The organism is Bacteroides caecigallinarum (genome assembly GCF_016901995.1).
In the GTDB taxonomy this organism is placed as follows: domain Bacteria; phylum Bacteroidota; class Bacteroidia; order Bacteroidales; family Bacteroidaceae; genus Phocaeicola; species Phocaeicola cellulolyticus.
Map to the genome: position 1 here is coordinate 24,893 of NZ_JACJLE010000012.1, position 26,503 is coordinate 51,395.

The 26,503-nt window shown below is 38.6% G+C and carries 17 protein-coding genes; 16 read left to right on the top strand and 1 reads right to left on the bottom strand.

The annotated features are described in order from the left end of the window. Positions 1-331 precede the first annotated feature (331 nt). The 8 genes from H6A61_RS04560 to H6A61_RS04595 all read left to right on the top strand — a co-directional run bounded on the left by H6A61_RS04560 (position 332) and on the right by H6A61_RS04595 (position 19,146). Positions 332-2,344, top strand: coding sequence for a fimbrillin family protein (locus H6A61_RS04560; RefSeq protein WP_204391454.1), 2,013 nt, complete (start codon positions 332-334; stop codon positions 2,342-2,344). 148 nt (positions 2,345-2,492) lie between these two features. Next, the gene (locus H6A61_RS04565) at positions 2,493-3,698 is read left to right on the top strand and encodes a glycoside hydrolase family 5 protein (RefSeq protein WP_204391455.1); all 1,206 of its coding nucleotides are present in this window, start codon (positions 2,493-2,495) and stop codon (positions 3,696-3,698) included. 51 nt (positions 3,699-3,749) lie between these two features. Beyond that, complete coding sequence (locus H6A61_RS04570; protein ID WP_204391457.1) at positions 3,750-5,276, top strand: alpha-L-fucosidase; 1,527 nt, start codon at positions 3,750-3,752, stop codon at positions 5,274-5,276. Positions 5,277-5,431: 155 nt separating this feature from the next. Continuing rightward, positions 5,432-9,415 (top strand): hybrid sensor histidine kinase/response regulator transcription factor, encoded by a 3,984-nt coding sequence (locus tag H6A61_RS04575; RefSeq protein WP_204391459.1) that lies wholly within the window; start codon positions 5,432-5,434, stop codon positions 9,413-9,415. Positions 9,416-9,559: 144 nt separating this feature from the next. Then, the gene (locus H6A61_RS04580; RefSeq protein WP_204391461.1) at positions 9,560-12,439 is read left to right on the top strand and encodes a glycoside hydrolase family 31 protein; all 2,880 of its coding nucleotides are present in this window, start codon (positions 9,560-9,562) and stop codon (positions 12,437-12,439) included. 3 nt (positions 12,440-12,442) lie between these two features. Next, complete coding sequence (locus H6A61_RS04585; RefSeq protein WP_204391463.1) at positions 12,443-14,941, top strand: glycoside hydrolase family 2 TIM barrel-domain containing protein; 2,499 nt, start codon at positions 12,443-12,445, stop codon at positions 14,939-14,941. 14 nt (positions 14,942-14,955) lie between these two features. Beyond that, on the top strand, positions 14,956-17,175 hold the full coding sequence (locus tag H6A61_RS04590; protein ID WP_204391465.1) for a beta-glucosidase: 2,220 nt from the start codon (positions 14,956-14,958) through the stop codon (positions 17,173-17,175). Positions 17,176-17,205: 30 nt separating this feature from the next. Next, the gene (locus H6A61_RS04595) at positions 17,206-19,146 is read left to right on the top strand and encodes a glycoside hydrolase family 97 protein (protein WP_204391467.1); all 1,941 of its coding nucleotides are present in this window, start codon (positions 17,206-17,208) and stop codon (positions 19,144-19,146) included. A gap of 130 nt (positions 19,147-19,276) precedes the next feature. On the opposite strand, the gene H6A61_RS04600 is transcribed toward H6A61_RS04595, so the two are convergent. After that, positions 19,277-19,468, bottom strand: coding sequence for a PspC domain-containing protein (locus H6A61_RS04600; protein WP_204391474.1), 192 nt, complete (start codon positions 19,466-19,468; stop codon positions 19,277-19,279). Positions 19,469-19,598: 130 nt separating this feature from the next. Here H6A61_RS04600 and H6A61_RS04605 point away from each other — a divergent pair, with 130 nt between their 5' ends. From H6A61_RS04605 to metK, 8 genes are all read left to right on the top strand, one after another. After that, on the top strand, positions 19,599-20,501 hold the full coding sequence (locus H6A61_RS04605) for a methyltransferase domain-containing protein (RefSeq protein ID WP_204391476.1): 903 nt from the start codon (positions 19,599-19,601) through the stop codon (positions 20,499-20,501). Continuing rightward, the gene (locus tag H6A61_RS04610; protein ID WP_154045007.1) at positions 20,498-21,358 is read left to right on the top strand and encodes a cell division protein FtsX; all 861 of its coding nucleotides are present in this window, start codon (positions 20,498-20,500) and stop codon (positions 21,356-21,358) included. Before H6A61_RS04605 ends, H6A61_RS04610 begins: the two co-directional genes overlap by 4 nt. 21 nt (positions 21,359-21,379) lie before the next feature. After that, positions 21,380-21,625 carry a DUF3098 domain-containing protein gene (locus tag H6A61_RS04615; protein WP_154045006.1) on the top strand — a complete coding sequence of 82 codons (246 nt, stop codon included), beginning with the start codon at positions 21,380-21,382 and terminating at the stop codon, positions 21,623-21,625. Between the two features lie 12 nt (positions 21,626-21,637). Further along, positions 21,638-22,441: an undecaprenyl-diphosphate phosphatase gene (locus tag H6A61_RS04620; protein ID WP_154045005.1), complete on the top strand. Its 804-nt coding sequence runs from the start codon at positions 21,638-21,640 to the stop codon at positions 22,439-22,441. A gap of 13 nt (positions 22,442-22,454) precedes the next feature. Continuing rightward, positions 22,455-23,159: a tRNA pseudouridine(55) synthase TruB gene (gene truB / locus H6A61_RS04625; protein ID WP_204391511.1), complete on the top strand. Its 705-nt coding sequence runs from the start codon at positions 22,455-22,457 to the stop codon at positions 23,157-23,159. Between the two features lie 19 nt (positions 23,160-23,178). Next, the gene (queA, locus tag H6A61_RS04630; protein WP_204391478.1) at positions 23,179-24,234 is read left to right on the top strand and encodes a tRNA preQ1(34) S-adenosylmethionine ribosyltransferase-isomerase QueA; all 1,056 of its coding nucleotides are present in this window, start codon (positions 23,179-23,181) and stop codon (positions 24,232-24,234) included. A 2-nt stretch (positions 24,235-24,236) separates the two neighbouring features. Continuing rightward, a complete protein-coding gene (folK, locus tag H6A61_RS04635) occupies positions 24,237-24,692 on the top strand; it encodes a 2-amino-4-hydroxy-6-hydroxymethyldihydropteridine diphosphokinase (protein WP_154045003.1) in 456 nt (151 codons plus the stop codon). A gap of 445 nt (positions 24,693-25,137) precedes the next feature. Next, complete coding sequence (gene metK, locus H6A61_RS04640) at positions 25,138-26,430, top strand: methionine adenosyltransferase (RefSeq protein WP_154045002.1); 1,293 nt, start codon at positions 25,138-25,140, stop codon at positions 26,428-26,430. Positions 26,431-26,503 lie beyond the last annotated feature (73 nt).

Below are 26,503 nucleotides of genomic sequence, written 5' to 3' on the forward strand. Positions count from 1 at the left end.
TATTTACATATATATGTATTGTATTTACAGAATATAAGCATGCGAAATCTCTTTTTCATATATACATTATTAATATATTCTCAATATCATGTTTCAAAAAGTGTTCTCTCAGCATTTTCATAACGTTCAAACCACGCTTTAACAGCACATAAAACAACAATACACGGGCACCGGTTACATATCATACTGTCATTGATAACATTTTGGCAACACACCATAACAAACGCCTGTGCTACAGTTACGATTTATACCCTTATTTAAATATTATATTCGATAACTTTGCAACAGTGATTTTAGAATTATTTTTGTTTAATCGTTAAACATTTTTATTATGAGAAAGACTTTTATTTTAGGCTTTGGATTAGCAACCACATTGATTGCAACGTCTTGCGTAAAAGACAATAGCTTCAATCAGGAATTGATGAATGAAGGAATTGTCTTTAGCAGTTCAATCAGTTCGCGAGCAACAGACACTTCATTTGAAGCAAATGATGAGATTGGCATTTCCATGAGTCCGGGAGATGCAAACAATGTACTTTATTCCACAACAGACGGAACCAATTTCACATCGACAGCTCCGATTACCTATAATATGGCTGGTGCCGTTGAAACTGTTGACTTCTACGGAGTATATCCATACAAAGAAAATTCAATAAGCAATAATGCTTATAATTTTACACTTTCAACAGATGCAGCAACACCATTGACAAAAAATGACGTGATGATGGCAACGGCAAAAGGGGTAACATTAGGAGCTAAAAATGTAAGTTTGGATTTCAAACATAAATTGGTAAAAATAGTTGTCCAACTTTCCAACGCTAACGGCCAGCCCATTACCGATGCACAATTAAAAATAAACAATCAACAGTTGGCTGGTACATTAAACATGACTGACGAAACTGTAACAGCAACCGACGCGGCAGATGATGAAATGCCTTTTGCATACAACACTTCAATTAGCGGACAATACCAAACAATTGTAATGCCGTCAGCCCCGGTACAAGGACGTTACATTGAAATTACACACAACGGCAAGACCTATACATTACCTGTAGATAATCAGGATTTCGTTTCCGGTAAAAAACTCACTTTCACGGCAACTCTTAATGTAGATGGTACAGTAGAACAAGGAACACCTATAACTGTAGTTCCATCAGTGTCAGACTGGGATGAAGAGAAAATAAACTCCGGATGGCTTCTGAGTGGAGAAATCCAGGTAACAGGTAAAACACCAAAACAATTGGTCAGCAACATACAATTAAACAACGGAACAACCACTGTAATCAATAATTTTACTGGAACATTAAACCAAGATGATGTTTACTGCATATCATATACATGTGGAAATGGCTCTTTATTATCAACAGATACACAGACTGCAAGTATTACCATAACTCCGGTAGCTGGTGGAACCGGAATAAGATACACTTTACAACAGCCTGAAGGAAAACTTCTGATTAAAGTTGGAGATGGCACAGCAGGAATAAGCATAAAAGCCAATGATAGCGACATTACCTTAAATGAGGTAACTGTATATACGTCATCCAATAATGTGATTGTCCCCATTACTCTATGGGAAGGAAATGCGGAAAACAAAGAAGTATACAATGTTTTAGGCCTGGTTAATATCCAAATTAAAGAAGCTGACTTGGCAGAACTTAAACTTGGATCAAAACTACGTATTTACTATACACCGTGCGACGCAAATCAAGGAGCAAGCTTATATTCCGCACAATATACTGAAGGAAATTATACATCTTCAAAAACTATAATTTATGACAGCTATAATTCCATAGAACCTTACAATAATGAATACATCACTGTTTATGTATTGAATCAATGGCTTAAAGAATTCAAAGAAAACAATAATTCAATAGGCATAAGCGGAACAAACTGTAAGATTACAAAAGTTATTCTCATCCCGGCATCAGGAGGTGAAGATGTAAATGAAAACATGTTATGGAAAGGAAGATGTCAAACATTTAGCATATGGAATAGTGTAAACTTATGGCTACCTGAAGAAATCTCAACAGGAGGAACACTACGTGTCAATTTTGAACCTGCTCAACATAAAGTTGATGGAGATGGAGATGGAGCAATAATTACCAAGCCATTACTCGGAGGATTTGTAATAACATACCCTGAAGGTGGAGAGACACGAACAGAAATCCTCACACCGGTAGAGATTGAAGAAAATGCTACATCACAAGACTTTGTAATAACAGATGAAGTATTACAGAAATTACAGGAAAATATCTTTAACATAAACCGACTTTCAATATATGATAAAAATGAAACAGGCGGACTTGCAATTACCAGCGTAGAATACATCCCAGCCCAATAAGAACAATAAAGACAGATAATTTTTTATTGTGGTAAACTCTTTATATTTTTCACTTGCCGGTCTATGGGGTATTGTAGGGGAATTCAATGCCTCATAGATTCCGGCAAGTAATTTTATAGGCATCACCAGATTAATCAAAACATCTTGCATGAAAAGACATATACTACTTTTAAAACTATGTATATTTATTTTAACTATAAATACATGGCCGGCACTACACGCCGTAACAAAATCAAAGATTCCTTATGAAACAGCCAAAGAATTGGGGCTAGGGTGGAACTTGGGCAATCAACTCGATGCTTTCCAAGACGGTAAAGCACAAGAAACGGTATGGGGAAATCCACCTGTGACACAAAAATTCTTCTATCGATTGGCCGAGGTCGGATTTACCTCCGTACGTATCCCAATAACATGGGTAGGACATTTTGGTGAGGGTCCTGAATATAAAATTTCGGACAGTTATATGAACCGGGTAGCAGAAGTTGTAAACTACGCAGAAAATGCAGGCTTAAACACAATTATAAACATACACCATGACGGAGTGGAAAGTTACTTCTGGCTTGACATCAAAAATGCAGCACTAAACGAAGAAGCAAACGATACTATTAAAAACATGATAAAGTCTATATGGACTCAGATAGCAAACCGTTTCAAGGATAAAGGTGATTTCCTTATATTTGAATCAATGAACGAAATCCATGACGGTAAATGGGGATGGGGAGCAAACCTTAGCGACGGTGGACGCCAATATGCTGTTTTAAATGAATGGAATCAAGTATTCGTAGATGCGGTACGTTCCACAGGAGGGAATAACGCAAACCGTTTTCTGGCAATACCTGGCTATGCCACCAATATAGATTTGACAGTAAAACACTTCAAATTACCTAAAGACAAAACTCCCAACCGACTGATGGTGTCAATCCACTATTATGACCCAATGGATTACACAATGGGAGATATTTATTCAGAATGGGGACATACAGCGAGTCAGGATATGAAATATAAAGGAATGGATGAAGAATATATGCAGGAACAATTCAAGTCAATAAAATCAACTTTCATTGACAATGGTATTCCGGTTTATATAGGAGAAATGGGATGCAAATACCGTGAGGATAAACGCTCTGAAAGTTTTAGAGAATATTTTCTAGAATATCTTTGCAAGGCAGCCAAAGAAAACGGTATGGCTCCATTCTATTGGGACAACGGAAAAGACCGCTCATGCATTTTTGACCGGTCGAACGGGAAGCTGGTACATAACGGAAAACGTGTGATAAAACTTATGAAACGCGCTGTTTTTACAGACAAAAAATCATATACACTCCAAACAGTTTACGAAAACGCGCCACAATAGTCTCAATAAAATAATACAGAAATAAATTTGTTAATAAAGATTTATTATGCGATGAAAAAACTATTCTATTCTATCATTATGCTTTTGTTTGTTTCTTGTAGCACAAACGAGAAAAAAACAGATGTGATGTCCGTTGAATCTCCGAAAGGAACAAATGTATTTCAGGACAACTGGGAAAACATAGCCGAGAATTACCATTTCCCTGAATGGTTCTCTGATGCCAAATTTGGAATATTCATCCACTGGGGAGTATATTCAGTCCCCGCATACGGAAGTGAATGGTATTCCAGAAATATGTATCAGAAAGGGTCTGACGAATATAAACACCATATTGAGACATATGGCCCACAGGACAAATTCGGATACAAAGATTTCATACCAATGTTCAAAGCAGAGAAATTTGATGCAGATGAATGGGTGAAATTATTCAAAGAAGCAGGGGCAAAATACATAGTGCCGGTTGCGGAACATCATGACGGCTTCGCCATGTATAATAGCGAACACAACCCATGGAATGCAGTTAAAATGGGCCCCAAAAGAGATATTATAGGTTTATTGAAAAAAGCTGCGGAAAAAGAAGGGATAATATTCGGATTATCCAGCCACAGACTTGAGAATGCATGGTTCTTTAACGGTGGTATGGAATTTCCATCTGATGTACAGGATACTACAATTACACTATATGGTAAGCGTTCAGAAAAAGAAGTGTATTCAGACGAAGTATGTATAGACTTCCTTATACATACACATGAACTTATTGACAAATATCAACCACAGCTTATATATTTCGACTGGACTGTAAACAAGATACCGGAATATTTTAACAAATTCCTTGCATATTATTACAATTGTTCGTTAGACTGGGGCAAAGGTGTTGTTGTTAACACAAAGCATGGCTATCCTACAAACATACTGGTTGGAGACGTGGAACGTGGAAAACTAAATGAAATGAGAAAATATCCATGGCAGACTGACACCTCAATAGGTAAACATTCATGGGGATATGTAAACGGAGAAGAAAATAAAACTCCTGACCAGATAATACACGACCTAGTGGATATAGTAAGCAAGAACGGCAATCTCCTGTTGAATATAGGGCCACACCCTGACGGAACTATTACGGACGAACAAAAGCAAGTACTGCTATCAATAGGTAAATGGTTAAAGATAAACGGTGATGCCATATATGGTACACGTTGTTGGATTAAGTCCGGTGAAGGTGAATCAAAAGGTACTTCTGGTTCATTTTCCGACAATGAAGCAACAAAATATAATTGCCAAGATATACGTTTTACCACTAAAGACAACACTCTATATGCCATCACTTTAGATTGGGGCAAACGAGTAATGATAAAATCTTTGAACAAGGATGTTGTACGTGATGCAAAGATTCTTAACGTGAAAATGCTCGGCTCTGATGAAAAAATAGCATGGCAACAAACAGACAAGGGCCTCTTAATAACTTTCCCTTCCAAAAAGCCATGCGAAACCGCATATTCATTTAAAATCTCTTTTGACAAAAAAGTAGGTGAAGGATTAGAATCCGAAATGATTGATATACCATTCAAACATGGATAAAAACATGGATTTATTAATTTAATTTGTTGATGTATATGTTTTGCCCGGCTTAAATTATTTTTAAGTCGGGCAATTAATTATATATAGTTGTTATGTTTTTGGTTTTTTGCTTACTTTTTATTTCTTTTGTAAAATAAAAAAATAAATTGATTTATATGAAAAGATTGTCTTTGGTCATATTATGGCAGATTATATTCGTTTCTTTGTATTCGCAACCTTTCAATTTCAAACACCTTGAAGTGGCTGACGGATTATCCAACAATTCAGTTTATGCCATATTGAAAGACAAAGACGGTTTTATGTGGTTCGGAACCAACGCCGGACTGAACCGTTTTGACGGATATACATTCAAGGTTTTCCGTCATTTACATGATGATAAACATTCACTTCCTGACAATTACGTAAAAGAAATAATAGAAAGTCCCAATGGAAATTTATGGATAAAAATGGGGACAGGATACACTATGTTCGATAAAGCGGCCAACCAGTTCAATAACGATACCAAAAATTTTATGAAAAAACTAGGCAGCAATGGTTTACCTGAATGTATTTATGTAGATTCAAATGAACAGACATGGTTCTTTGTAGGATGGGAAGGTTTTTATCGTTATGACAAAAATAATAATACAAAATTCGTTTCATTATATAACTTTGGATTGCCTGAATTTGGTGTCAGCGCTATCAATGAATGTAACGATGGAATTTTATTCCAATACAACAACGGAATACTTGTCTGCATTGACCCGTCTGAGATGAAACCTAAATGGATAAAGGATGAAATATCTCTTCAAATGAACGGGAAACAAGCATTTTATTCATTATTCGTAGATAAAGAACAATGCATTTGGATTTCCAATAATTCAAATTTATATGTATATGATACAGTTTCAGACGAATGGAGACACGATTTGGAAGAACCATGGAAAAGCCAGAATGATATTATACATTCAGTTTCACAAGATAACATTGGTAGAATATGGGTAGGCAAAGACTACGGAGGCATAGATGTTTTTGATAAAAAAACCGGTCATTTAACAAATCTTGTAAATGATAAAAATAATACTCGCAGTTTATCACATAACACCGTTTACAAAATATATACAGACAAATATGGAACAACATGGATTGGAACATATAAAAAAGGTATTTCATATTATAGCGAAAGTATGTTCAAATTCAACATGTATGAACTTGGTGATATTACATGCGTAGAACAGGCCGATGATAAGCATGTGTGGTTAGGAACAAATAATGATGGACTATTTTTATGGAATATCGAAGAGGCGAAAGTAAAAAAACACTACAACTTTACCTCACCCATAGTTTCACTATTAAAAACAAGTGATAACAGATTATGGATAGGCACATTCAACAATGGTCTGTACAGTCTTGACATAAAAGGATTAACCAAATACACAGTAAACAATAACGGGTTATTGGGCAATAACGTATGGTCCATGGCAGAAGCTGACGGAAAACTATGGATAGGTTTCTTAGACGGAGGAATCCAATATATTGATATGAAAAGCAACAAACTTACCAAGTACGATGAAATAAATGGGATGGTACCATCACTATGCGTAACAAAAGACAATATCCTTGTAGTAGGAAAGCCACAATTAGCTTTAGTAGATCTGGAAACACTCAAATTAAAAGAAACAATCAGAAATACATCTTTAAGCGGACATGGTGTAAATCAGGTATATAGTGACAGCCGTGGATTAATATGGATAGCGACAAACGAAGGTCTTGAAATGTATAACAGAAAACGTCACGCAACTACAAATTTTACAGAAACAACAAATGCAGAAGGCGAAGTCATATCGGGTATAACAGAAGATAATAATCACGATATCTGGGTTACATCTACACGTCACATGATCCACATAAAGGTATCAAAAGATGCAAACGGAAAATATGTATTCGAATCACACATTTACAATGAGAAAGACGGACTACAAAACTGCGATTTCAATCTAAGGGCAATTAAGACATTGAAAGACGGTACAATTATTGCAGGAGGACTTTATGGACTAAACACATTTAATCCTGATAAAATACATTATAACACAATACCTCCTAAAATAATGTTTTCCGAATTATATCTGTTTAATCAGAAGATTGAAGCTGGAGTAGAATACAATGGCAATATCATACTGACTAAAGACATAAACTCAACAAGAAAAGTAGAACTTAAAAATACACAAAATATATTCTCATTAGAATTAAGTTCAGACAATTATAATCTACCTGAAAAAACATGCTATAAATACAAAATGGAAGGTGTAAATGATGAATGGCTTACATTGCCTATAGGATTAAACAGGCTTACATTCACAAATTTAACCCCGAAAAAATACATTTTATATGTAAAAGCCATAAACAGCGACGGATATGAAAGTATAGAAACTGCAAAACTGGAAATCGTGGTACATCCTCCTTTCTGGTTATCTTGGTGGGCATATTCATGTTATACCTTAATAGCAATATGTATATTGTTATCAGCACGTAAAATGATTTTAAAACGTGAGCGTGAAAAATTCCGTTTACAACAAATAGAACAAGAGGCTGTAAAAAATGAAGAAATAAACCAAATGAAGTTTCGTTTCTTTACAAATATCAGCCATGAGCTTCGCACTCCTCTGACATTGATTATATCACCATTAGAAGACTTGTTGAAAAGTACAAAAGATGAATCACAAAAATCAATGCTCATGCTTATATACAGAAACGCACAACGCCTACTGATACTTGTAAACCAGCTACTTGATTTCAGAAAAAGTGAAATGACAGGACATACTCTATCGTTATCAGAAAGTGATATCGTAGCATATATTCGCGAAGTATGTAACTCATTTCTGCTAATGGCAAACAAAAAACATATTCAGTTCTTTTTCTTTTCAGGAATAGACAATTTCCATATGGCATTCGATGCTGATAAAATAAGTAAAATAGTTACTAACTTACTTTCAAACGCATTTAAGTTTACACCTGACGGCGGACGAGTAACTGTCATGATAGAACACATTGAGGGAACACAGGAAATGCTGGAAATAAAAGTATCAGATACAGGTATTGGTATCCCAGACTCTGAGAAAGAGCATATTTTCGAACGATTCTATCAAGCTGGACATAAAGGAATTGAAGAAAGTACAGGTAGCGGTATAGGACTTAGCCTGGTACGTGATTTTGTAAACTTACATGATGGAAGTGTAGAAGTATTCGACAATATAGGGACAGGAACAGTTTTTGTAATACAACTTCCTGTAAAACATGTAGACTTAATATCGGAACATATTGTCAGTGCTGTTGAAAATACAAATGAAAAAAATAATGAAGATACAGAAAAAGTAATAGAGCAAACAGACCGTAGAGACTTCCCATTAATACTAATAGTAGATGATAATGAAGATTTCCGTATTTTCATGCAACATAGTTTAGAATTACAATACAATGTTGAAATAGCATCCAATGGAGAAGAAGCATGGGAAATGATACAACAGAAACGCCCTGATCTTATTATAAGCGATGTAATGATGCCTGTAATGGATGGCATAGAACTATGCAAACTAATAAAAAACAATCAGCCAACAGCACACATACCTGTAATATTACTAACTGCACGACAGGCTGTTGAATCAAAAGTTGAAGGCTTGGAAATAGGTGCAGATGATTATGTAACCAAACCTTTTAACATGACGGTATTGACATTACGTATCAGGAAATTGATTGAGTTAAGTCATTACAAACAAATATCACACTCAACAATAGATCCTACGCCAAGCAACATAGTAATAACATCATTAGATGAAAAACTAGTAGAAAAAGCTATTAAATACGTAGAAGACAATATATCTAGGAGTGAACTTTCAGTTGAAGAACTTAGTAGCGAACTTGGAATGAGTAGAGTACATCTGTATAAAAAGTTATTACAGATAACTGGAAAAACGCCAATAGAGTTTATACGTACAATCAGACTGAAAAGAGCAGCTCAATTATTACGCGAAAGTCAGTTATATGTATCCGAGATTGCTTATGAAGTAGGATTTAACAACCCCAAATATTTCAGCAAATATTTCAAGGATGAATTTGGAGTTTTACCTTCAGCATATCAGTTAAAAGAGAAAAATAACAAATAATACCCTTGCATGAAACAAACAGACCTCTGAGGAACAAGATAATACCCTTGTATAAAACATTATAAATCTTAACTCCTAACAATAAACAGTATTTTTGCATATGAGAAAAGTTTTATAGAATTAACTAATTAAATACTTGGGTATATGAATGCGAGAAATATCTTTTATTGTCTCCTTGCCGTAGGGATGTCATTCGGATGTTCGAATGTCTATGAAGAAACAGACTATGGCGTAATAGTTAAAGTTAAACCTAAAAACGAAACGGATGCACATCTGGTTCGTATGGAAGTAATGGGTGACAAACTATTTCATGTATCGGCTACAAAGGAAAATAAATTTGCCGATTCTAAAAGTTTGATAATTGTTCCACAAACAAAAAAAATACCTTTTACTGTTAAACAACAAGGAGATACCGTAATTGTTTCTACTGGGAAAATAAACGCCTCCGTGTTAAGTTCCACGGGAGAAGTATGGTTTACTAACAAGAAAGGAGAGATAATTCTGCAGGAAAACAAAGGTGGAGGAAAGACTTTTACCCCTATAGAAATTGAAGGCACAAAAGGATATTCTATAAGACAAGTTTTTGAATCGCCGAAAGATGAAGCATTCTACGGACTCGGACAGCACCAGTCTGAAGAGTTTAACTACAAAGGTAAAAACGAAGAACTATTCCAGTACAACACTAAAGTTTCAATACCTTTCATCGTATCTAATAAAAACTATGGTGTTTTGCTGGACAGCTATTCACTATGCCGTTTCGGAAATCCTAATGACTATTCGCAACTTGGAGAAGTGTTCAAACTATACGACAAAGAAGGTGTTGAGGGTGCGATTACAGGTACATACGTTCCAGAAAAGAATGCATCATCAGGAACTATAGTCAGACGTGAGCCTCAGCTATACTTCGAACACCTGAAAAGAAAGGATTTGTCTAAAGTAGTGAATCTTCCTGAAAACTTCCCGTTCATGGGAGCAAACGTAACATACGAAGGTATGATTGAACCTTCCGAAACAGGTGAATTCAAATTTATACTTTATTACGCAGGATATACAAAAGTATATATCGACAATAAACTGGTAGTACCTGAAAGATGGCGTACTGCATGGAATCCTAACAGTTATAAATTCTCCGTCAATCTGGAAAAAGGAAAAAGAGTTCATCTTAAAATTGAATGGAAACCGGACGGTGCCGTATCTTATTCAGGATTACGTGTAATGAGTCCTGTAGCTCCTGAAGAACAGGGAAAACAGTCATGGTGGAGCGAAATGACAAAACAGCTTGACTACTACTTCATCGCAGGAGATGATATGGACGACGTAATCAGCGGATACAGAACTCTTACCGGGAAATCACCTATCATGCCTAAATGGGCTATGGGTTTCTGGCAGAGCAGGGAAAAATATAACACTGCAGATGAAATGCTGGGAGCACTGAAAGGTTTCAGAGACAGAAACATTCCTATCGACAATATCGTGCTTGACTGGAATCACTGGCCGGAAGATGCATGGGGAAGCCATGAATTCGACAAGAACCGTTTCCCTAATCCTAAAGCTATGGTTGACTCAATACATGCGATGAACGCACATATGATGATATCAGTTTGGCCTAAATTCTATACTACAACCGAACATTATAAAGAGTTCGACAAGAACGGATGGATTTATCAGCAGTCTGTAAAAGACAGCCTGAGAGACTGGGTTGGCCCTGGTTATACTTACGGATTCTACGATGCATACGATGCAGACGCACGCAAGCTGTTCTGGAATCAGATGTATGAACATTATTATCTGTTGGGTATAGACGCATGGTGGATGGATGCCAGCGAACCTAATGTGAGAGACTGTACAGACCTGCAATACAGAAAAGACTTGTGCGGACCTACTGCACTTGGTCCTTCTGCAGAATATTTTAATGCATACGCACTCATGAACGCTGAAGCAATCTATGACGGTCAGAGAAGCGTGGACAACAACAAACGTGTATTCTTGCTTACACGTTCTGGATTTGCCGGACTGCAAAGATACTCAACTGCCACATGGAGCGGTGACATAGGTACAAGATGGGAAGACATGAAAGCACAGATTATGGCCGGACTTAACTTTGCAATAAGCGGAATTCCATACTGGACCATGGATATTGGCGGTTTCTGTGTAGAAAACAGATATGTAGCCGGACAACAGCAGTGGAACAATAACAAGACAGAAAATGCCGACTATAAGGAATGGAGAGAGCTGAATGCAAGATGGTATCAGTTCGGAGCATTCTGTCCGCTATACCGTGCACACGGACAATACCCATTCCGTGAAATCTGGGAAATTGCCCCTGAAGGACACCCGGCATATAATTCTGTAGTTTACTATTCTAAACTGAGATATAGCCTTATGCCATATATTTACTCACTGGCAGGTATGACTTGGTTCAACGATTACACTATCATGCGTCCTCTTGTAATGGATTTCACTGCCGATACAAATGTAAATAATATTGGTGACCAATACATGTTCGGTCCGTCAATCATGGTATCACCGGTATATAAATATGGAGAACGCCAGCGTGAAGTATATTTCCCTAAATCTGCAGGATGGTATGATTTTTATACAGGAGAATTCCAGCAGGGTGGAGAAAAAAAACAGGTTGACGCACCATACGAACGTATGCCTTTGTTCGTACGTGCCGGTTCAATCATTCCTTTCGGTCCTGATATACAATTTACTTCTGAGAAACAGCCTGAACATATAAAACTTTATGTTTATCAAGGTGACGACGCTTCATTTACTTTATACGAAGACGAAGGTGTAAACTACAACTACGAACAGGGTAAATACAGTATGATTGATATAAATTATAATGAAAACACCAAAGAACTTGTAATATCAGACAGAAAAGGTGAATACGACGGAATGTTGAAAGAACGCACATTCGAAATCGTAAAAGTGAACAAGGAAAACTCTGATGCTTTCGACAAAAAATCAAAAGGTATAATCGTCAAGTATGACGGTAAATCACAAACAGTCAAATTGTAATCAATGAAATTATTTACATACATAGGTATATTTTGCTGCATGCTCCTGGGGGCATGCAGCTCTGTATCTGTATCCCCAAGGGAAAAGATATGCTTCAATGACAACTGGTCATTCTCTCTGAGTGACAATCCCAAAGCATCAGAAACAGATTTCGATGATAAGGAATGGAGAGTATTAAACCTTCCTCACGATTGGGCCATAGAAGGTGATTTCAGTAAGGACAATCCATCGGGAACAGGCGGTGGCGCTTTACCTGGAGGAATAGGTTGGTACAGAAAAACATTTATTCCAAGTAATGAAGATTCCGACAAGATAATAAGAATAGATTTTGACGGTATATATATGAACAGTGAAGTGTTCATAAACGGCCAATCATTGGGTAAACGTCCATACGGCTATATCTCATTCGGTTACGACATAACTCCATATTTGAAATGGAATGAAAAGAATGTGATAGCAGTCCGTGTAGATAACTCGGAACAGCCGAATTCCAGATGGTATTCCGGATGTGGCATATACAGAAATGTATGGTTGACCAAAACAAACCCTTTACATGTTGACGAATGGGGAACTTATGTAACAACTTCTGAAATCAGTAAAGATGCGACATTAAACATTGTGACCACAGTACAAAACTCAGGGAATAACAATGAAACAGTAACCCTGAAGTCTATACTGAACGATATGGATGGCGCTGTTGTTGCCGAGACAGAATCATCAGTTTCTGTTGTTGCAGGACAGAAATCCGATGTCAGCCAAACCCTGAATATCTCATCACCTAGATTATGGGATACAGAGAATCCGTATTTGTACTCCCTCGTCACAGAAGTTATCAAAGACGGCAAATGTATTGACAGATACACCACAACCACGGGAGTACGTGATTTCAAGTTTGATGCCGAAAAAGGATTTATCCTGAACGGCAAACAGACTAAAATTAATGGTGTGTGTATGCACCACGACCTTGGATGTCTTGGAGCTGCAGTAAACACCAGAGCTATAGAAAGACAGCTGCAGATTCTGAAGGAGATGGGATGCAACGGTATCCGCTGTTCACACAACCCGCCTGCACCTGAATTGCTTGACTTATGCGACAAGATGGGATTCATTGTAATGGACGAGGCATTCGACATGTGGCGCAAGAAAAAGACTTCGCACGACTATGCAAGATACTTCAACGAATGGCATGAAAAAGATCTTCGTGATTTTATATTACGCGACCGCAACCATCCTTCCATATTCGTATGGAGTATAGGCAACGAAGTGTTGGAGCAATGGAGTGACGCAAAAGCAGATACTCTTTCATTGGAAGAGGCAAACCTTATACTTAACTTCGGACACTCTGCTGACATGCTGGCTAAAGACGGAGAAATGAGTGTAAATTCACTATTGACAAAAAAGCTGGCAGACTTTGTAAAAGAACTTGATCCCACACGTCCGATCACCGCTGGATGCAATGAGCCTAATCCAGGAAACCATCTGTTCAAATCAGGAGCACTTGATATCATAGGATACAACTATCATAATGTAAATATTCCTGACGTACCAAAGAACTTCCCCGGTAAACCTTTTATTATTACAGAAAGTAATTCAGCACTAATGACAAGAGGATACTACCGTATGCCTAGTAATGATATGTTCATATGGCCTGAACGTTGGGATAAACCTTTCTATGATGAAAGTTTCTCATGTTCTTCATATGACAATTGCCATGCTCCATGGGGTAACACTCACGAGGAAAACATAAAACTGGTAAGAAACAATGATTTTATCAGCGGACAGTACATCTGGACAGGATTTGACTATATAGGCGAACCTACTCCATACGGATGGCCTGCAAGAAGTTCCTACTTTGGAATCGTCGATCTGGCAGGTTTCCCTAAAGACGTTTATTATCTGTATCAGGCAGAATGGACAAACAAACAAGTACTGCACCTGTTCCCTCACTGGAACTGGACTGAAGGACAGGAAATAGACATGTGGTGCTACTACAACAATGCCGATGAGGTTGAACTTTTCATAAATGGCGAGTCGCAAGGAATACGCAGTAAAGACGAGGACAACCTGCACGTGGTATGGAGGGTTAAGTTCATACCAGGTACTGTTAAGGTCGTTGCAAGAAAGAATGGCAACATTATTGCTGAAAAAGAAATACATACAGCCGGAACTCCACATAAGATAAGACTTACTCCTGACAGAAATATCATAACAGCGGACGGAAAGGATTTGAGCTTTGTCACTGTAGAAGTGCTGGATAAAGACAATAATTTGTGTCCTCTTTCTGAAAATCTTATTAATTTTGAAGTTAAAGGTAATGCTTTCATTGCCGGTGTTGACAATGGTTACCAAACATCAATGGAACGTTTCAAGGACAATAAACGCAAGGCGTTTAACGGAAAATGTCTGGTTGTATTACAGAATAACGGAGAAAAAGGAACAGCCACATTAACAGCAAATTCCAATGGTTTGGAAAGTTCAACTATAGAAATCAAATCAAAATAAATATATACATAACCATGAAAAATACATTTATTACAACAGGTCTATTGGCTTTGTCATTTATATCAACAAACGCACAGAACAACAGCGTACCTGTATATCTAGATGACAAACAGCCTATAGAGTTAAGGATAGAGGACGCATTAAAGCGTATGACTCTTGAGGAAAAAACACGTTTAAGCTACGCACAGGGAAAATTCAGTTCTCCTGGTTGCCCTCGTTTGGGTATTCCTGAACTTTGGATGAGCGACGGCCCTCACGGTGTACGTGCAGAAATAAACTGGAATGACTGGGGTTACGCAGGATGGACAAGCGACAGCTGTACAGCCTTCCCTGCATTGACATGTCTTGCAGCCAGCTGGAATACGACTCTTGCAGCTGACTATGGTAAAGCAATAGGTGAAGAAGCAAGGTATCGTGAGAAAGATGTACTGCTCGGCCCTGGAGTAAATATCTATCGTACTCCATTGAACGGACGTAACTTCGAATACCTGGGTGAAGATCCTTATCTGGCAGCTGAATTATGTGTGCCATATATCCAGGAAGTTCAAAAGAACGGTGTGGCAGCTTGTGTAAAGCACTACGCACTGAATAATCAGGAACTATGGCGTGGACATATCGACGTGCAGTTGAGCGACAGAGCTTTGCGCGAAATATATCTTCCTGCCTTCCAGGCTGCAGTTGAGAGAGGTGGAGTATGGAGCATAATGGGAGCGTACAACAAAGTAAGAGGAACTCACGCTACACACCACAAACTGCTCAACAACGACATTCTGAAAGGTGAATGGAATTTCGACGGATGTGTAATTACCGACTGGGGAGCTGCACACGACACATACGAAGCAGCAATGTACGGGCTTGATATAGAAATGGGGTCATATACCAACGGGCTGACTTCAGAATCTGAATTCGGTTACGACGATTACTATCTGGGAAAGAATTACCTGCAGATGGTAAAGGACGGAAAAATTCCAATGGAAGTGGTAAATGAAAAAGCGGCACGAGTATTAAGACTTATATTCCGCACAGCCATGAACAGAGAAAAGCCTTTCGGTTCAATTACAAGTGAGGAACATTACAAGACTGCATATAACATTGCTACCGAGGGAATAGTACTTCTCAAGAACAAATCATCAAAGAAAGCTCCTGCACTTCTTCCGATAGATATGAACAAATATAATAAGGTACTTGTAGTCGGAGATAATGCTGTGAGAAATCTTATGGCAGGAGGAGGTTCGTCAGAGCTGAAACCAAAACTTGTAGTGACTCCACTTGACGCACTTAAAAAAGAGTTCGGAACAAAAATAGAGTTTGCTCAAGGATACATGGCAGGAAGACCTATGTACGGAAATGAAGAAGTCATTCCACAGGCTACTATGGATTCACTGCGTAATGATGCTGTACAAAAAGCAGGTAAAGCAGATCTGGTGATTTTCATCGGAGGTCTAAACAAGAATCATTTCCAGGATTGTGAGGGTGGAGACAGAAAGACATTCGGTCTCCCATTCGGACAAGATGAGTTAATCGAAGAAATGATGAAGGTAAACAAGAATATCGTGGTAGTGATAACAAGCGGTAACGCAGTAGAAATGCCATGGGAAAAAGAAGTGCCTTCAATAGTACAATCATGGTATCTTGGTTCTATAGGCGGATCAGCATTGGCCGATGTCCTTACAGGAAAAGTAAATCCTAGCGGCAAACTTCCTTTCTCTTATCCTGTGAAACTGGAAGACTGTCCGGCACACTATTATGGCGAAATGAGTTATCCTGGCGATAGTATCAAACAGGAATATAAGGAAGACATCCTAGTAGGCTACCGTTGGTACGATACTAAAAACATAAAGCCTCTGTACTCATTCGGCCACGGTATCAGCTATACCACTTACACCTATTCAAAACCTTCTATTTCAGGAAAATCAATATCTGAAAACGGAGAACTGACAATATCTGTCAAAGTAAAGAATACTGGTAAAGTTAAAGGTAAAGAAACCGTGCAGCTATATATAGGAGACGAAAAATGCAGTCTTCTACGCCCTGAAAAAGAGCTGAAAGGTTTCTGCAAGGTTGAACTTGCTCCAAACGAAGAAAAAGAAGTCAAGTTCACCATTGACGCTAATGACTTGAAGTTTTTTAATGACAGAACCCAGAAATGGACAGTAGAACCCGGAAAATTCAAAGCTTATATTGCTGCGGCTTCTGATGATGTACGAGGCGTTTTAGAGTTCGAATATAAATAAAAAACTATAAATTACTTAAACCTATTACACATGAACAAATATTTACTATTCTGTACACTTGCTTTATCATGTTCTCTCCTGTCAGCACAACAGGCAACTGTCACAGGACCTGACAAAAACTTAAAAGTAGATATATCTGTAAAATCAGGTAAACCATTTTACAGTGTTACTTATAAGAATAATATAATTCTAGAAAATTCTCCGCTTGGATTTATTACCGATATAGGTGATTTCAGTAATAACATATCTTACGTGGAACAAAAATCATCTTCAATAAATAAGACCTATGTTCAAGACAGAATAAAGCATTCGGTCATAAAATATAATGCAAACGAATTGAAGATTACATTCTGTAATGCAGATAAACATCCTTTCGATGTGGTATTCAGAGTCAGCAATAATGACATAGCTTTCCGATATGAGATACCACAACATGGTGAAAGAGCTTCCATTGTAATGAAATCTGAAACTACCGGCTTTGATTTTCCAGAAAACACCACTACTTTCATTTGCCCTCAAAGTAAGCCTATGGTTGGATGGAAAAGAGCAAGACCAAGCTACGAAGAAGAATATAAACCGGACGAACCGATATCTACTCCATCACAATTTGGCGAAGGATACACTTTCCCGTGTCTTTTCCATATAGGAAACAACTGGGCACTGGTATCAGAAACCGGAGTAAGAAGCAAATATTGTGCTTCACATCTTAGCGATGCCAGTGATAATGGACTTTATACAATAACATTCCCTAATGAAAACGAAATGAACGGACTTGGAAGTTCTACACCTGGACTAGCCCTTCCTGGAGAAACTCCATGGCGTACAATAACCGTTGGAGACAACTTAAAACCAATTGTAGAAACAACAGTTCCTTTTGATGTTGTTGAACCATTGTACGAACCTTCACAGAAATATGAATTCGGACGTTCCACTTGGAGCTGGATTGTATGGCAAGACCCAAGCATTAACTATGATGACCAGATAAAATTTATAGATCTTGCTGCACAAATGGGATATGAATTTACACTCATTGACGGTGGATGGGAGAAAAACATAGGACGCAAACGAATGGAAGAACTTTTCAAATATGCCCAAAGCAAAGGCGTAGGAGTATTTGTATGGTACAACTCTAACGGATATTGGAATGATGCCCCACAATGCGCCAAACAGTGCATGAGCAACTCTATAGACCGCAAGCGTGAAATGAAATGGCTACAGGAATGTGGTGTAAAAGGGCTTAAAGTAGATTTCTTCGGAGGAGACAAACAACAGATGATGGGGTTATATGAAGACATTCTAAGCGATGCTAATGACCATGGACTTATGATAATATTCCACGGTTGTACCATCCCTCGCGGATGGGAAAGAATGTTCCCTAACTATGTAGGAAGTGAAGCCGTTCTTGCATCAGAGAACTTGATTTTTAATCAATATTATGATGATAATGAAGCATATAATGCAACATTACATCCCTTTATCCGTAACACTATAGGTTGCATGGAGTTTGGTGGTACAGTATTAAATAAATACCTTAACAAAACAAATGATGGTGGAGCAATACGCCGTACGACAGACGTATTTCAAATTGCAACAGCCGTTTTGTTTCAAAATCCTATACAGAACTTTGCAATAACTCCTAATAACATGTACGACGCACCTTCCTCCATGATAGAGTTTATGAAAGATGTTCCTACCACTTGGGATGAAACAAGATTTATAGACGGATATCCGGGTAAATATTGTGTTTTGGCACGCCGTCATAACAACAAATGGTATATAGCAGGAGTCAATGCATTGAAAGAGCCACTAAAACTGAAGCTAAATTTATCAATGCTTGATAACGGTAACGAATGCACATATTATTATGACAATAAAAACCGTCAACCTCAGAAAGAAGTTCTTAAAATTAAAGATACATCCTCTGTTAATGTTGTTATCCAACCCGAAGGCGGCATAGTTATTGTAAAATAAAAATATAAAATTAATGAAATTCATCTATAGTTTGAGACTCAAATCATAGATGAATTTCATTAACCCCCAAAAGGAATAAATCATTTATTGCCAAGAACAAAGTCTTATTACATTATCATCATCTGTATTATCACCATCTCCTCTCCGGCATCACAATCATAAGTATAAGAAATACTATCACTCCGGAAAATGCAGTAAATACAGTAAGCAAAGCATAGCCTACTCTTACTAAAGTAGTATCCAAACCGAAATACTCTGCCAGACCGGCGCAAACTCCGGCTATCATGCGGTCGTTAGAACGCGAAAGTTTTCTATTATCCATAATCACTGATTAATTTTTTATACGAAGATAAGAAAAAACACTGAATATACATTCTTACTCTTAAAAACTTTTAAATAAATGCCATATATACCTATTTATTTTGTTATTTTGCAACAAATTAGGGATAAAAGTGAGTAAACTATATATAGATAAGTGTCCCATCTGCGGACAAAGCCAGTTTGAAAAGGTTATGACATGTACTGACCACTATGCTACGGGCGAATCATTCGATTTGTGCCGATGTACTAACTGTAACTTTTTGTTTACTCAAAATGCTCCTGTCGAATCCGAGATCGGCAGATATTACGAATCACCGGACTATATTTCACACAGCGATACTCACAAGGGCCTTATGAATTCGGTATATCATAAGGTAAGAAAGTATATGCTTTCCGAAAAAGCCAAACTCGTTGGTAAAAGCAGCAATCTTACATGCGGAAGAATTCTTGACATAGGAACAGGAACAGGATATTTTGCCGACAAGATGAAAAGAGAAGGCTGGCAGGTGTCTGCCATCGAAAAAAGTCCTCAGGCAAGAGAATTCGCAAAAGAGCATTTCGGAATAAAGGTCAACCCTCCGGAAGATTTGTTTACCATTAAGGACAAAACATTCGATGTTATCACCCTATGGCACGTAATGGAACATTTGGAACAACTGAACCGTACATGGGAGACCTTGGGTAAAATACTTAAAGATAGCGGAGCATTGATAATAGCGGTACCTAATGCGGCGTCTTATGATGCGGAAAAGTATAAAAATATGTGGGCAGCATATGATGTTCCAAGGCACTTATGGCACTTTACTCCTACTACAATCAAGAAAATAGCCTCAAAACATGGTTTTGTGATGACAGAAAGATATCCTATGCCATTCGATGCATTTTATGTGTCAATGCTTAGCGAGAAGTACATGAAAAGGTCGAATACCTTTATTCGAGGACTATTGACAGGAGCAAAAGCATGGATAGCATCTATAAACCATAAGGACAAGAGCAGTTCAATGATTTATATATTCAGAAAGAAACAGTTATGAGAAAACATAAGTCTATATTCGACATGCAATTTATAACGGCAGGAATAAGTACCACAATGGTATTGTTTCTGTTGGGACTGGTAGTCTTTTTCGTACTGACGGCAAACAATCTTTCTGTGTATATCAGAGAAAACATAGCCTTCAGCGCTATACTTGACGACGGAATAAAGGAGACTTCCATAATAAAGCTTCAGGAAAGCCTCAACAAGAAAGATTACGTTAAACAGACAGTCTATATATCGAAGGATCAGGCTCTTAAAGAACAAATAGAAGCCATGGGAACAGATCCTAGTGAATTTTTGGGACATAATCCGTTCAACGCTTCCATAGAGATAAAGCTTAACGCTGGATATACTAATCCGGACAGCATAAAATGGATCGAGAAAGAGCTTATGGCTAACAAGAGCATATTGGAAATAAGTTATCCTCAAAATCTGCTTGACTCCGTAAACAGGAACCTTCAGAAAATAAGCGCTTTCCTGCTGGGACTTGCAGTTCTGCTCTCTCTGATATCATTCTCGCTGATAAACAATACCATACGTCTGACCATCTATTCCAAAAGGTTTCTGATACACACCATGAAGCTGGTAGGTGCAAGCTGGGGGTTCATACGCCGTCCGTTCATCACCAGAAACCTGTGGATAGGAATACTTTCCGGAGCTGTGGCAAACGCCATTCTTACTGCATCGGCATATACGGCAGTGAAATACGAGCCTGAACTTTTGGCTATCGTATCGCCTAAAAGCATAATGATTGTAGCGGCTGCAGTAATGGTATTCGGTATGATAATAACCACACTGTGCGCATATATATCAATCAACAAATATCTGCGCATGAAAATAAGCGAACTGTATTGAAAACAATAACATTATCAAGATATGGACAGAACTAAATTTGCATTCGACAAGACAAACTTCATCCTCCTGGGGATAGGGATGGCAGTCATCATCATCGGCTTTCTGCTGATGACAGGACCGGGTTCGACAGAAACAGCATTCGAGCCGGACATTTTCAGTGTGCGCCGCATCAAAGTGGCTCCTTTTGTATGCTTCGTAGGATTTATTTTCATGATATACGGCATACTGCGCAAACCAAAATCAATTTCAGAAAATATCGAAAACTAAGAATAACAAAACATGACTTGGATTGAAGCTATTATTCTGGGAATCCTTCAAGGACTCACAGAATACCTGCCTGTGAGCAGTAGTGGGCATCTTGCCATCGGCTCTGCACTTTTTGGAATAGAAGGTGAAGAAAACTTGACATTCACCATTGTGGTGCATGTGGCGACCGTACTTAGTACTCTGGTAATATTGTGGAAAGAGATAGACTGGATTTTCCGTGGTCTGTTCAAATTCCAGATGAACGAAGAGACAAAATATGTATTGAACATCATAGTTTCCATGATTCCTGTGGGTATTGTAGGAGTGTTCTTCAAAGACTATGTAGAAGACATATTCAGTTCAGGACTTCTGATTGTAGGAATAATGCTGTTGGTCACTGCATCTCTGTTGGTATTCTCTTATTATGCCAAGCCTCGCACCAAAGAGAAAATCAGCATGAAAGACGCGTTCATTATCGGTTTGGCACAGGCTTGTGCAGTAATGCCGGGATTGTCACGTTCAGGCTCTACCATAGCCACAGGATTGTTATTAGGCAACAAGAAAGAGACACTTGCGCAATTCTCATTCCTTATGGTTATTCCTCCGATACTGGGTGAAGCATTATTGAGCGGAATGGAAATAGTGAAAGATGCGTCAGCAGCCAACGCAGAAATGTCCATTGGTGCACTTATTGCAGGTTTCCTTGCAGCCTTCATTTCCGGATGTATCGCCTGCAAATGGATGATTAACATTGTCAAGAAAGGAAAACTGGTTTACTTTGGTATTTATTGTGCCATAGCCGGAGCCATAACTATAGCTGTATCATTATTGAACTAAAACGGTCTGTATGCTGGATTTTAAGGAAGGAGAAATTCTATACATAGACAAACCGCTGAAGTGGACATCATTTGCTGTAGTAAACAAGCTTAGATATCACATAAGCCGTAAACTGGGGGTGAAGAAAATAAAAGTGGGACATGCCGGAACACTCGACCCTCTTGCCACAGGAGTGATGATTATATGCACAGGAAAGGCAACCAAGAGAATAGAGGAATTTCAGTATCACACCAAGGAATATATCGCCACTCTGCAACTGGGAGCAACCACTCCGTCGTTCGACCTTGAAAAGGAGATAGATGCGACATATCCTACCGAACATATCACACGCGAAATGGTGGAGGAGGTACTGAAAAAATTCATAGGAACCATAGAACAGGTGCCACCGGTATTCTCGGCATGTAAGGTTGACGGTAAAAGAGCATACGACCTTGCAAGAAAAGGCGATGAAGTTGAACTAAAAGCCAAGACACTTGTTATAGATGATATAGAGCTACTGGAATGCAACCTGCCTGAAATAAAAATCAGAGTAGTCTGCAGCAAAGGAACTTACATCAGGGCTCTGGCAAGGGATATCGGACAAGCCCTAGACAGCGGCGCACACCTCACGGGACTGATACGTACCCGAGTGGGAGATGTGAAACTGGAAGACTGTATGAAGCCTGAAGATTTCGAGCAATGGCTCGACAAGCAAGATATTAAAGTTACAAACGATTAAGGAAAGAAAGGAACAAAAGATGAAACTGTCACAATTCAAATTCAAATTGCCGGATGAAAAAATTGCTCTGTATCCTACCGACTACAGAGACGAGTCGCGCCTGATGGTGGTACATAAATCAACAGGCGAAATAGAGCACAAAGTGTTCAAGGACATCCTGAATTATTTCGACGACAAGGATGTGTTTATCTTTAACGACACTAAAGTATTCCCTGCGCGTTTGTACGGAAACAAAGAAAAGACCGGAGCCAATATCGAAGTTTTCCTGCTCAGGGAACTGAACGAAGAGCTACGTCTGTGGGACGTTCTTGTCGATCCAGCACGTAAGATACGTATCGGTAACAAGCTGTATTTCGGCGAAGATGACTCTATGGTAGCCGAAGTTATAGACAACACAACTTCAAGAGGACGTACACTACGCTTCCTTTACGACGGTCCGCATGATGAGTTCAAGAAAGCCCTTTATGCGCTTGGCGAACCACCATTGCCTCCATTCATACACCGTCGTGCTGAAAAGATTGACGAGGAACGCTTCCAGAATATCTTTGCAAAGAATGAAGGAGCCGTAACCGTTCCTGCTTCAGGATTACACTTCAGCCGCGAGCTTATGAAGCGTATGGAAATCAAAGGTATCGACTTTGCATTCATCACAATGCATGCAGGACTTGGCAACTTCCGCGAAATAGACGTTGAAGACCTTACAAAACATAAAGTTGATTCTGAGCAGATGTTTGTCAATGCAGAAGCATGCCGCATCGTCAACAATGCCAAAGACAACGGTCACAATATCTGTGCCGTAGGTACTACTGTAATGAGGACAATCGAAACTGCAGTAAGTACAGACGGCCACCTCAAGGAATACGAAGGCTGGACAAACAAGTTCATCTTCCCTCCATACGATTTCAGCGTGGCAAACTCAATGGTGAGCAACTTCAACATGCCTATGTCAACAATGCTTATGCTGGTTTGCTCGTACGGTGGATACGAACTGATAATGGATGCCTACAACATCGCCCTTAAAGAAGACTACCGCTTCGGAACTTACGGCGATGCAATGCTTATACTCGACAAATAATTATGGCAAAAGTATTCTTGGGCCTTGGTACCAACCTTGGCGACAAAAGAAACAATCTGCTTACTGCAGTAAACCATATAGAAGAAAAGATAGGGAGGGTAACTTCCCTATCTTCTTTTTATGTGACAGAACCTTGGGGATTCGAATCAGACAACTCATTCCTGAATGCAGCCCTTTGTGTGGATACATCGCTCGAACCTGCGGCTATTCTTCATATTATAAAAGAAATAGAAATAGAAATGGGCAGAACACAGAAATCTGTAAACAAAGTATATTCCGACCGACCTATTGACATCGACATCCTCCTTTACGATGATATGATTATGAAGTCAGATGAACTGACCATCCCCCACCCGCTTATGACAGAAAGGGATTTCGTTATGAAACCATTAGTAGAAATTGCAGGTGATGCCGTACATCCTGTTTTTAAGAAGAGACTAAAAGAAATATCACATTAGTGTAGAGTGAATTTCTTATATAATTTGAGCTGTCGCAAATTATTCGACAGCTCAAATTATAATATCAACACAAAACAAAAAAACTAAAACATCTTGAATAAATCTATAAACCACACTGTTGTTTATATAAATATCACTGTGATTTTTATAAACAACAGTGTTGTTTATAAAAACACAAGTTTGATTTATAGGTTACGACAGCATATTTATAAGTTTTTTCCAGCACATCTATAACTTTCCTAGGCCAAGTATGTTAAAATAATATGCATTTTGTAATTATTCCAATTAATATGCGTATCTTTGCAGGCGAAAATAAAAAGTGGAAAGATTTGAGTAGCTTGCAACCACGGAAAAAAATGCTAAAACACATATATTTATTCCAACATTCCTACTCTGTCCGTACACGGATAATTACAATCACTAATTTTTTAATTTAAAACGTAAAATGGGATATTTATTCACATCCGAATCAGTGTCTGAAGGACACCCCGACAAAGTAGCCGATCAAATATCGGATGCTGTGCTTGACAAACTGTTGGCTTATGACCCCAGTTCTAAAGTAGCTTGCGAAACATTGGTAACTACCGGACAGGTGGTACTGGCAGGAGAAGTGAAAACCAATGCGTACATCGACTTGCAGCGTGTAGCCAGAGAGGTTATCAACAAGATTGGCTATACAAAGAGCGAGTATATGTTTGAAGGAAACTCATGCGGAGTACTTTCTGCAATCCACGAACAGAGTGCAGATATCAACCGCGGAGTGGAACGCGAAGAACCAATGGATCAGGGTGCAGGCGACCAGGGTATGATGTTCGGTTACGCTACAAACGAAACTGAAAACTACATGCCTCTTTCGCTCGACCTTGCTCACAAGATACTTAGAGTACTTGCCGATATCCGTCGCGAAGGCAAAGTAATGACTTACCTCCGTCCGGACTCAAAAAGCCAGGTTACTATCGAATACGATGACGACCGCCGTCCTGTAAGAATAGACACTATCGTAGTTTCTACACAGCACGATGAGTTCGTTGCTCCTGCTGATTCTTCTAAAGAAGCTCAATTGAAGGCTGACGAAGAAATGCTTGCAACAATCCGTAAGGACGTTATCGAAGTACTTATGCCAAGAGTGATAGCAGAGATACACAATCCTGCAGTATTGGCTCTGTTCAACGACAATATCAAGTATCACGTAAACCCTACAGGCAAGTTCGTTATCGGTGGTCCTCACGGTGATACAGGTCTGACCGGACGTAAGATTATCGTTGACACATACGGTGGAGCCGGTGCTCACGGTGGTGGTGCTTTCTCCGGTAAAGACCCAAGTAAGGTTGACCGTAGCGCAGCATATGCTGCTCGCCACATCGCTAAGAACCTTGTAGCGGCAGGTGTAGCAGATGAAATACTGGTACAGGTATCATACGCAATCGGTGTTGCGAAACCTATCAACATCTACGTAAACACTTACGGAAGAAGCAATGTAAAAATGACCGACGGTGAGATAGCCAAGAAGATTGACGAAATATTCGACATGAGACCTAAAGCTATCGAACAGCGCCTGAAACTCCGTAACCCTATCTACAGCGAAACAGCTGCTTACGGACACATGGGACGCGAACCAAAAGTTGTTACAAAAACATTCGAATCTGTTTACGAAGGCAACAAGACTGTTGAGGTAGAACTCTTCACATGGGAGAAACTGGATTATGTTGACAAAGTAAAAGAAGCTTTCGGACTATAATCCAATAAGATATAAAATGAAGAATGAATGGCACATAGTGTCTTCATTCTTCATTTTTTTGTATTGACAGGTT